The sequence below is a fragment of the Streptomyces nanshensis genome (assembly GCF_001751255.1).
GTDB classification, from domain to species: domain Bacteria; phylum Actinomycetota; class Actinomycetes; order Streptomycetales; family Streptomycetaceae; genus Streptomyces; species Streptomyces nanshensis_A.
This window is the reverse complement of sequence record NZ_LJGW01000283.1, coordinates 1-9,649: the sequence shown is the minus strand read 5'-3', so window position 1 is coordinate 9,649 and position 9,649 is coordinate 1. Positions and strand designations below refer to the sequence as shown.

Here is a 9,649-nt window from a genome sequence, read left to right as displayed (position 1 = left end):
CGGCCCGGCAGCCGTCGGGTCTGTCGGCGTCCGTCACATCACTTCCCTGCTGATCGGCTTGGGATTGGGCTTGATCATCGACCGCCTCGGGCGGCCCGGCTGATACAGGAACAGCGCGATCACGCCTGCCAGCAGCGAGGTCCCGCCGGCGAGCGAGAACGCGCCGGTGTAGCCCCACGACCCGACCACGAGCGAGCCCAGCCCGGCGCCCGCGAGACCGGAGAGCAGCTTGGAGCTGTAGACCATGCCGTAGTTGGTGGCGTTGTTGTTCTCACCGAAGTAGTCGGCGGTCAGCGCGGCGAACAGCGGGAAGATCGCACCGCCGCCGAAGCCGGAGATCATCGAGCACAGCAGGAACAGCGGCATCGACCCCGCCTGCCCGGACAGCAGCACGCCGAACTGCGCCAGGCCGAGCACGACGCAGACGAAGATCAGGCACTGCTTGCGTCCGTACCGGTCCGACAGCCAGCCGATCACGCCGCGGCCGGTGCCGTTGACGATGGCCTTCAGCGACATGGCGGTCGCGACGATGCCGCCCGCGAAGCCCATGTCGTCGCCGAAGGGCACCTGGAAGGCGATGCCGAAGATGTTCACGCCCGACGTGCACAGCAGACAGAACCACATGATCGGCACCCGGCCGGTCCGCAGAGCCTCCCTCGGGGTGTACTGCTTGACCGACGGCGGGTTCTTCGCCAGGGCCCGCCGGGCGCGCGGGTCGTCGGGCGCCTTGAGCGGATCGACGTCCGCGGGCCACCAGTTCTTCGGCGGGTCCTTGAAGAAGAAGCCGGCGACGGCCACGACGAGCGCCAGGAAGACGCCGATGCTCACCAGGACCCAGCGGAAGTTGTGCAGGTCCATGAAGCCGGTGAAGATGAAGACGAAGGGCACCGAGCCGTAGGCGAAACCGCCGTTGACGAAGCCGGTCTTGCCGCCCTTGCGCTCCGGATACCACTTGCCGACCATGTTGACGCACGTCGCGTAGACGGCGCCCGCTCCGATGCCGCTGAAGAAGCCGAAGCCGAGATACGCCCAGATCGGGTTCTCCGCGTACGCGAGCGAGAGATAGCCCAGGAACGTGCCGACGGCGCCCCACATCATGGCCAGGCGCGCCGGGAACCGCCCCGACTCGCGAAGGTGCCCGACGGGCATGGCCACGGCCGCCTGGAAGAAGACCCAGACGCCCATGATCCAGAAGATGTGCAGGCTGTTCCAGCCGTGGGCGTTGTGGAGAGTGTCCTCGGCGGAGGCGAACGCGTACTCGGCGGAGCTGATGCCCATCATGCCGACCCACGGCAGGATGACCATCCAGATGCGGCGGCGCCCCATGATGTCGATGTCGGACTCGCCTATGCGGTAGGTCCGTCCGTTGCGGTCGGTCACTTCCCGGTATGGAAGGGCCGACGGTGCTTCCGTTGTGGTCATGTGCTGCACCCCTTGCGTAGAGAGAGTCTGGCCAGCGCCCCCTGTCCGGATCCCTTGCTCTGGTGCTGCGTTCGCCCTTCCACTCGTCCCGAGTGTGCGGATGTGCGGATGTGCGGATGTGCGGGGTGGGGCGTCCGGCGTCCGCGGTTCCGCCGGAGCCCTGCCGCGGGCCTCCCGCCGTACGGACGGACGAGGTGCGTCCGTTCCGTGCCGGGGGAGGTCCCGCGGCGTCCGCGGCTCTTGCTTCCGTGTTCCTCGGCGGGTCACGCGCGCGGCTCGTGCGGCGTGCCCCGCGGCACTACCGCAGCAGACCCGCCGCGCGCGCCCAGCGGTACTTGGCGCCCAGTACGGCGACGGGCTTCTCCGTCGTGTACGGGTAGGCGACGACGCCGCGTTCGAAGAGGTACTGGCTCGCCTCCTCGACCTCGGTGTCGCCCGCGAGCGACGCCACCACGGGCTTCTCGACGCCCTTCTCCCTCGCCTCGGCCACGACCCTGGCCGTCAGCTCCGCGAACACCATGGGCGGAGTGACGATCGTGTGCCAATAGCCGAGCACGAGGGAATGGATCCGCGGGTCCTCCAGGCCGAGCCGGATCGTGGCCTCGTATGTGGAGGGCGGCTCGCCCCCGGTGATGTCCACCGGGTTGCCCGCGGCGCCGAACGGCGGGATGAAGGCGCGGAACGCCTCGTCCAGGTCCGGCGGAATCTCCATCAGCGACAGCCCGTTGTCGACGATGGCGTCCGAGAGCAGTACGCCCGAACCGCCCGCGCCGGTGATGATCACGGTGTTGTCGCCCTGCGGCACGGGCAGCACGGGCAGCGCCCGCGCGTACTCCAGCATCTCGTTCAGACCCGGCGCCCGGATGACGCCGGCCTGCCGCAGCACGTCGTCGTAGACCGCGTCGTCGCCCGCGAGCGCGCCCGTGTGCGAACCGGCGGCTTTCGCGCCCGCGCTGGTGCGGCCCGCCTTCAGTACGACGACGGGTTTCTTCGGCACGGTCTCGCGTGCCGCCTCGACGAACGCCCGCCCGTCCTTGAGGTCTTCGAGGTGCATGGCGATGCACTTCGTGTTCGGGTCGTCCGCGAAGTAGGTGAGCAGATCGTCCTCGTCCAGGTCCGACTTGTTGCCGAGCCCGACGATCGCCGAGACACCGGTGCTGGTGCTGCGGGCGAAGCCGAGGATGGCCATGCCGATGCCGCCCGACTGGGAGGTGAGCGCCACACCGCCCTTGACGTCGTACGGCGTGCAGAACGTGGCGCACAGGTCGTGCCACGTCGAGTAGTAGCCGTAGATGTTCGGGCCCAGCAGCCGTACGCCGTGCTTCTCGCCGATGGCGACGATCTTCTCCTGGAGTTCCGTCTCGCCCGTCTCCGCGAAGCCGGACGGGATGAGCACGGCGTTGGGGATGCCCTTCGCGCCGACGGCCTCCAGGGTGTCCGGCACGAACTTCGCGGGCACCGCGAAGACCGCCACGTCCACCTCTCCGGGGATGTCGGCGACCGACTTGTACGCCTTGCGCCCCAGGATCTCGTCGGCCTTCGGATTGACCGGGTGGATCTCTCCGGGGAAGCCGCCGTCCACGAGGTTGCGCATGACCGAATTGCCGATCTTGCCCTGCTCGTTGGAGGCGCCGATCACCGCGACCGACGACGGCTGCATCAGCCGCTTCATCGACGCGCGGATCTCCTGCGGCGAGTACCGCCGCCGCTCCGCGGGCCGCCCCTCGGTGAGCAGCACCCGGATGTCCGCGGCCATCGCACCGTCCGGCGCGGCGAAGACCGGGTTCAGGTCGACCTCCGCCAACTCCGGGAAGTCGTGCGCGAGTTGCGAGACCGCCCTGATGACCCGTACCAGCGCCTCGCGGTCGACCGGCTCACCGCCGCGTACGCCCCCCAGCACCTCGGACGCCCCGATGCCGTCCAGCATCGACTCCGCGTCCTGACGGGAGGCCGGCGCGAGACGGAAGGTGACGTCCTTGAGCACCTCCACCAGCACACCGCCCAAACCGAAGGCGACGACCTTGCCGAAGGTGGGGTCGGTGACCGTGCCGACCAGGACCTCCTGGCCGGGCTTCGCCATCTGCTGCACCTGTACGCCCAGTACGTGCGCGTCCGCGTCGTACGCGCGGGCGTTGCCGACGATCTCCCGGTAGGCGCTGCGTACTTCGGCCGGCGAGGACACCCCGACGCGGACGCCGCCCGCGTCGGTCTTGTGCAGGATGTCCGGCGAGACGATCTTCATGACGACCGGGAAGCCCAGCCGGTCGGCGAGCTGCACCGCCTCGTCGGCGGACTCCGCCAGCCCCTCGTCCGGTACGGGAATGCCGTAGGCGTCGGCGACGCGCTTGCCCTCGGGGGCGGTCAGCGACGTACGGCCCTCGGCACGTGCGGCGTCCAGTACCGCACGTACCGCTGCCTTGTCCGGCGCGGCGAGGCCGTCGTGGTTCTCCTGCGCCATCGGTCAGATCACTCCGTTCGTCTTGAGCAGCGCCAGTTCTTCCTCGCCCAGGCCGAGTTCGCCGACGTAGACCTCCTCGTTGTGCTCGCCCAGAAGCGGCGAGGAGGAGATCTCGACGGGGGAGTCGGAGAGCTTCATCGGGGACCCGACGGTGGTGAAGGAACCGCGCTCGGGGTGGTCGACCTCGACGATCATCCCGTTGGCGGCCAGGGACTGGTCCTCGACGATCTCCTTCGTCGAAAGGATCGGCCCGCAGGGGATGTTGTGGGCGTTGAGCGCGCCCAGCACCTCCCACTTGGGCAGCGTCGAGGACCACTCCTCGATCAGTTGGAACATCTTGTCCAGCTTCGGCAGCCGCACCTCCGGCGTGCTCCAGTCCGGGTCGTCGGCGAGTTCGGGCCGGCCGATCAGCTTCGTCAACGGCTCCCAGCCCACGGGCTGCACGATCACGTACACGTAGTCGTTGGGGCCGCCCGGCGCGCACTTGACCGCCCAGCCGGGCTGGCCGCCACCGGAGGCGTTGCCCGAACGCGGCACCTCGTCGCCGAAGTCCTCGTTCGGGTACTCGCCGAGCGGGCCGTGCGCGAGCCGCTGCTGGTCGCGCAGCTTCACCCGGCACAGATTGAGCACCGCGTGCTGCATGGCCACGTTCACGCGCTGGCCGCGGCCGGTGCGTTCGCGCTGTAGCAGTGCGGCGAGGATCGCGGCGACGGTGTGCACGCCGGTGCCCGAGTCGCCGATCTGCGCCCCGGTCGCCAGCGGCGGCCCGTCCTCGAAGCCGGTCGTCGACATCGAGCCGCCCATGGCCTGCGCGACGACCTCGTACGCCTTGAAGCTGGTGTACGGGCCTTCGCCGAAGCCCTTGATGGAGGCGTAGATCAGCTTCGGGTTGATCTGCTTGATGCGGTCCCAGGAGAAGCCCATCCGGTCCACCGCGCCGGGGCCGAAGTTCTCCACCAGGACGTCGCTGCGCCGGATCAGCTCCGTCAGCAGCTCCTTGCCGCGTTCGGACTTGGTGTTGAGGGTGATGCTCCGCTTGTTGCAGTTGAGCATCGTGAAGTAGAGCGAGTCGACGTCGGGCAGGTCACGGAGCTGCTTGCGCGTGATGTCGCCCGAGGTCGCCTCCAGCTTGATCACGTCCGCTCCGAGCCAGGCGAGGAGTTGGGTCGCGGAGGGGCCGGACTGCACGTGCGTCATGTCGAGCACGCGGATTCCGTCGAGTGCCTTCTCCGTGGTCGCGCCGGTCGCAGGACGGGAGTCCGTCACGTCGGTCACCGCGGTCACCTCACTTGTACATCGTCTGATTCATGGTTCCGGGCGCGTAGGCGTCCGGATCGATCCACACGTTGACCAGGGACGGCTTGCCGGAGGCGCGGGCGCGCTCCAGCGCGGGCCTGATCTCGGACGGCTCGCGCACGGCCTCGCCGTGGCCGCCGAGCATCCGCGCGAACTCCTCGTACGGGACGTCGCCGAGGGTGTTGCCGACCCGCTCGCGCTCCTCGCCGTACTTGGCCTTCTGGCCGTAACGGATCTGGTTCATCGAGGAGTTGTTGCCGACGATGCCGACGAAGGGCAGGTCGTAGCGGACGAGCGTCTCGAAGTCCCAGCCCGTCAGTGAGAACGCGCCGTCGCCGAAGAGCGCGACGACCTCCTTGTCCGGACGGGCCCGCTTGGCGGCCAGCACGAACGGCACGCCGACGCCGAGCGTCCCCAGCGGCCCCGGGTCCATCCAGTTGCCGGGCGCCTTGGGCTGTACGACCTGTCCGGAGAAGGTGACGATGTCGCCGCCGTCGCCGATGTAGAGCGAGTCCTCGGTGAGGAAGTCGTTGATCTCGCTGACCAGTCGGTACGGATGGATGGGCGAGGCGTCCGAACGAAGCTGCGGCAGCCGCTTGTCCAGCGCCGTCTGCTCGGCGGTGCGCAGTTCCTCCAGCCATGCCGTGCGCTTGTCGCCGCCGCCGTTGAGCCGGCCCGACGCCGCCTGTGTGACGGCCGAGAGCACGAGGTCGGCGGAGCCGACGATCCCGAGGTCGATGTCCCGGTTCTTGCCGACGGTGCGGTAGTCGAGGTCGATCTGCACGACCGTCGCGTCGGGGGAGAGGCGCTTGCCGTAGCCCATGCGGAAGTCGAAGGGCGTGCCGACGATGACGATGAGGTCGGCGTTGGAGAAGGCGTAGCGCCGCGAGAGCTGGAAGTGGTGCGGGTCGCCGGGCGGCAGGGTGCCGCGGCCCGCGCCGTTCATGTACGCCGGTACGTTCAGCGTGCGTACGAGTTCGGTCGCCGCCTCCGTCGCCCGGCACGTCCAGGTCTGCGAGCCGAGCAGGATCGCCGGCCGCTCCGCCGCCACCAGCAGGTCCGCCAGCCGCTGCACGTCGTCCGGGTCGCCGGCCTGGCGGGTGGACGCACGGTAGTTGCCCGGCTGGGGCACCCGCGCCTTCTCCGCCGGGACCTTCGCGTCGAGGACGTCCCGGGGGATCTCCAGGAACGAGGGTCCGGGCGCCCCGTGGTAGCACTCGCGGAAGGCCATCGAGACCATGTCCGCGGCGCGCGCCGTGTCCGGCACGGTCGAGGCGAACTTGGTGATGGGGGTCATCATGTCCACGTGCGGCAGGTCCTGCAGCGACCCCATCTTGTGCTGTGTGTGGGCGCCTTGGCCGCCGATGAGCAGCATGGGCGACTCGGCACGGAAGGCGTTGGCCACGCCGGTGACGGCGTCGGTGGTGCCCGGCCCGGCCGTCACGACGGCGCAGCCGGGTTTGCCGGTGAGCCGCGCGTAGCCGTCGGCCGCGTGCGCGGCCACCTGTTCGTGGCGGACGTCCACCACGTCGATCCCCTCGTCGACGCACCCGTCGTAGATGTCGATGATGTGGCCGCCGCAGAGCGTGTAGATGACCTCCACGCCCTCCGCCTTCAGCGCCTTGGCGACCAGGTGTCCGCCGGATATCAAGTCCTGGCTCTCACGGCTGTCCTGGCTGTCGTCGGGCATGGCTTACGAGTCCCTTCGTCGGGTGTCGGCTCAGCTCGGAGCAGATTGCATACAGTCGACGAATACTGTATGAACCTTGTTATCCCGCATCGGGAGAGCGATGTCCAGGGGGCGTGCACCGATCGTTTCGAAGATCGACCAGGGAGCACATGTGGACCTTTTCGAGCACCAGGCGAGGGAACTCTTCGAGCGCCACGGCGTGTTGGTACCGGAGGCACACGTCGCCCGGACGGGAGGCGAAGCCCGCGAAGCGGCCGTACGGCTCGGCGCCGACGAGCACGGCGTCGTGGTCAAGGCACAGGTCAAGACCGGCGGCAGGGGCAAGGCGGGCGGTGTGAAGCGCGCGGCCGACGCCGCCTCCGCGGAGCTCACCGCACGCCAGATCCTCGGCATGGACGTCAAGGGCCACACCGTGCACACGGTGATGCTGGCCCGGCCCGTCGCGGTGGAGCAGGAGTACTACGTCTCGTTCGTACTCGACCGCGCCCAGGGGCAGTTCGTCGCCATCGCCTCCGCGGAGGGCGGCATGGACATCGAGGAGGTGGCCGCGGCCAGGCCCGAGGCCGTCGCCCGCGTCCCCGTCGATCCGGCGGACGGCGTGACGGAGGAGAAGGCGGCCGAGATCGCCGCGGCGGGCTCGCTGCCCGAGGGCGCCGCGCCGGTGCTGCGCAAGCTGTGGCAGGTCCTGTGCTCCGAGGACGCGCTGCTCGTCGAGGTCAACCCCCTGGTCCGTACGGCCGGCGGCGAACTCGTCGCGCTCGACGGCAAGGTGACGCTCGACGACAACGCCCGCTTCCGGCAGGCGCGTTGGGGCGAGGAACGCGAACAGGACGAGGGAGGCGGGCAGAGCGACGGGGACGCCCTGGAGGCGCTGGCGGCCGAGAAGGGCCTCAACTACGTGAAGCTGGACGGCGAGGTCGGCGTCATCGGCAACGGCGCGGGCCTGGTGATGTCCACGCTCGACGTCGTCGCCAAGTGCGGTGCGAAACCCGCCGACTTCCTGGACATCGGGGGAGGGGCCTCCGCGCAGGTGATGGCCGACGGACTGTCCGTCGTCCTCGGCGACCCGTCCGTGCGGTCCGTCCTCGTCAACGTCTTCGGCGGGATCACCGCATGCGACGCCGTGGCGGACGGCATCACCCAGGCCCTGGCACGTATACGGCTCACCAAGCCGCTCGTCGTACGGCTCGACGGCAACAACGCCGCACGCGGGCGCGAGATCCTCGACGCCGACCCCCACCCGCTGCTGGAGCAGCGGTCCACCATGGACGGCGCCGCCGAGCGCGCCGCCGAACTGGCCACGGCCACGGCCGCATAGGGAGGCGGGAGAGCATGGCGATCTTCCTCGACAAGGGAAGCAAGATCATCGTCCAGGGAATGACCGGCTCGGAAGGCATGAAGCACACCCGCCGCATGCTCGCCTCGGGCACCGACATCGTCGGCGGCGTCAACCCGCGAAAGGCGGGCACGACCGTGGAGTTCGAGGGCGCCGCCGGGACCGGAGTCGCGGCCGGCGGCGCGGGCGGCGGAGCCCGTTCGGTGCCGGTCTTCGGCACGGTGGCCGAGGCGCGGGAGGCCACGGGCGCCGATGTGTCCGTCGTCTTCGTCCCGCCGGCCTTCGCCAAGGCGGCGGTCGTCGAGGCGGCCGACGCGGGCGCTCCGCTCGTCGTGGTCATCACCGAGGGCATCCCCGTGCACGACGCGGTCGCCTTCCGCGCGTACGCACAGCAGCGCGGCACACGCATCATCGGCCCCAACTGCCCCGGGCTCATCAGCCCCGGCCTCTCCAACGCCGGCATCATCCCCGCCGACATCGCACCGGAGCCGGGCCGCATCGGACTGGTCTCCAAGTCCGGCACGCTCACCTACCAACTCATGTACGAGCTGCGGGACATCGGCTTCTCCAGTTGCGTCGGCATCGGCGGCGACCCCGTCATCGGGACGACGCACATCGACTGCCTCGCGGCCTTCGAGAAGGACCCGGAGACCGATCTGATCGTGATGATCGGCGAGATCGGCGGCGACGCGGAGGAGCGTGCCGCGGAGTTCGTCAGGGAGCACGTCACCAAGCCCGTCGTCGGCTACGTGGCCGGGTTCACCGCGCCCGAGGGCAAGACCATGGGCCACGCCGGAGCGATCGTCTCCGGTTCCTCCGGTACGGCGCGTGCGAAGAAGGAAGCGCTGGAGGCGGCCGGCGTACAGGTCGGCGAGACCCCGACCGAGACGGCACGGCTGGTGCTCGACCGGCTGGCATGAACCGCCGGGCAGGGGACGCCGGTTGACCGCGCCGGTTGACCGCCGCGCCCGCCGGGCGGAGCCCCGGCGTCCCCTGACCCGCCGGTGTGCGGGCGCCGCTCCCCGGCGTCCTGACTCTGGCGCCGCCGGGGCGTGCGGTGTGAACTGCGGGAGTACGCCGCCGACGTGACCTTGCGCATATCTGCGCGCAGGCGGATGCGACGGCGGGCCACGGAACACTACTGTCCAGTAATACGTCCACGCCTGCTTCACCGACCGCCCCGTACGTGCAACGAGAGCGGAGAAGAACGATGGGCACCGCACCCTCACCCTCGTCACTCCCACCCCCGACGCCACCCGTTCCGCCCGCCCTGACCCTCAAGCCCCGCACCGCGTGGGCCGAGACCTGGCGCCGCTGCCGCGACGCCGCCCCCGAGACCTTCACCGCCGACGGCCGCCTTCGCGGCCTGCGTTGCGGCGACTGGCACGGCGGGGACGGCGACGGCGAGGCGCCGCTCCTGGCGCCCGCGGTCCCGGAAGCGAGGAGT

At 70.1% G+C, this 9,649-nt stretch carries 6 protein-coding genes and 1 pseudogene; 3 read left to right on the top strand and 4 right to left on the bottom strand.

Annotated elements, in window-relative coordinates; all coding sequences use genetic code 11:
- Window positions 1-33: 33 nt before the first annotated feature.
- From AN218_RS16680 to AN218_RS16665, 4 genes are all read right to left on the bottom strand, one after another.
- Entirely contained in the window at window positions 34-1,422 is a 1,389-nt protein-coding gene (locus AN218_RS16680) for an OFA family MFS transporter (RefSeq protein ID WP_070017682.1), read from the bottom strand.
- Between the two features lie 298 nt (window positions 1,423-1,720).
- A complete protein-coding gene (locus AN218_RS16675; RefSeq protein ID WP_070017681.1) occupies window positions 1,721-3,880 on the bottom strand; it encodes an acetate--CoA ligase family protein in 2,160 nt (719 codons plus the stop codon).
- A 3-nt stretch (window positions 3,881-3,883) separates the two neighbouring features.
- Window positions 3,884-5,146, bottom strand: a complete 1,263-nt coding sequence (gene frc / locus AN218_RS16670) for a formyl-CoA transferase (protein ID WP_275936977.1) — start codon at window positions 5,144-5,146, stop codon at window positions 3,884-3,886.
- Window positions 5,147-5,165: 19 nt separating this feature from the next.
- Window positions 5,166-6,866, bottom strand: a complete 1,701-nt coding sequence (locus AN218_RS16665; RefSeq protein ID WP_070017680.1) for a thiamine pyrophosphate-binding protein — start codon at window positions 6,864-6,866, stop codon at window positions 5,166-5,168.
- A gap of 151 nt (window positions 6,867-7,017) precedes the next feature.
- Here AN218_RS16665 and sucC point away from each other — a divergent pair, with 151 nt between their 5' ends.
- From sucC to AN218_RS37510, 3 genes and pseudogenes are all read left to right on the top strand, one after another.
- Window positions 7,018-8,184 carry an ADP-forming succinate--CoA ligase subunit beta gene (gene sucC / locus AN218_RS16660; protein ID WP_070017679.1) on the top strand — a complete coding sequence of 389 codons (1,167 nt, stop codon included), beginning with the start codon at window positions 7,018-7,020 and terminating at the stop codon, window positions 8,182-8,184.
- A 14-nt stretch (window positions 8,185-8,198) separates the two neighbouring features.
- The gene (sucD, locus tag AN218_RS16655; RefSeq protein WP_070017678.1) at window positions 8,199-9,122 is read left to right on the top strand and encodes a succinate--CoA ligase subunit alpha; all 924 of its coding nucleotides are present in this window, start codon (window positions 8,199-8,201) and stop codon (window positions 9,120-9,122) included.
- 290 nt (window positions 9,123-9,412) lie between these two features.
- Window positions 9,413-9,649: pseudogene (locus AN218_RS37510) on the top strand (hypothetical protein); the annotation flags it as partial.

Bases quoted from the DNA above. Each gene is read 5' to 3' on its own strand.
- AN218_RS16665 (WP_070017680.1), bottom strand. From the start codon at position 6,866: ATGCCCGACGACAGCCAGGACAGCCGTGAGAGCCAGGACTTGATATCC.
- AN218_RS16680 (WP_070017682.1), bottom strand. From the start codon at position 1,422: ATGACCACAACGGAAGCACCGTCGGCCCTTCCATACCGGGAAGTGACC.
- AN218_RS16675 (WP_070017681.1), bottom strand. From the start codon at position 3,880: ATGGCGCAGGAGAACCACGACGGCCTCGCCGCGCCGGACAAGGCAGCG.
- sucD (WP_070017678.1), top strand. From the start codon at position 8,199: ATGGCGATCTTCCTCGACAAGGGAAGCAAGATCATCGTCCAGGGAATG.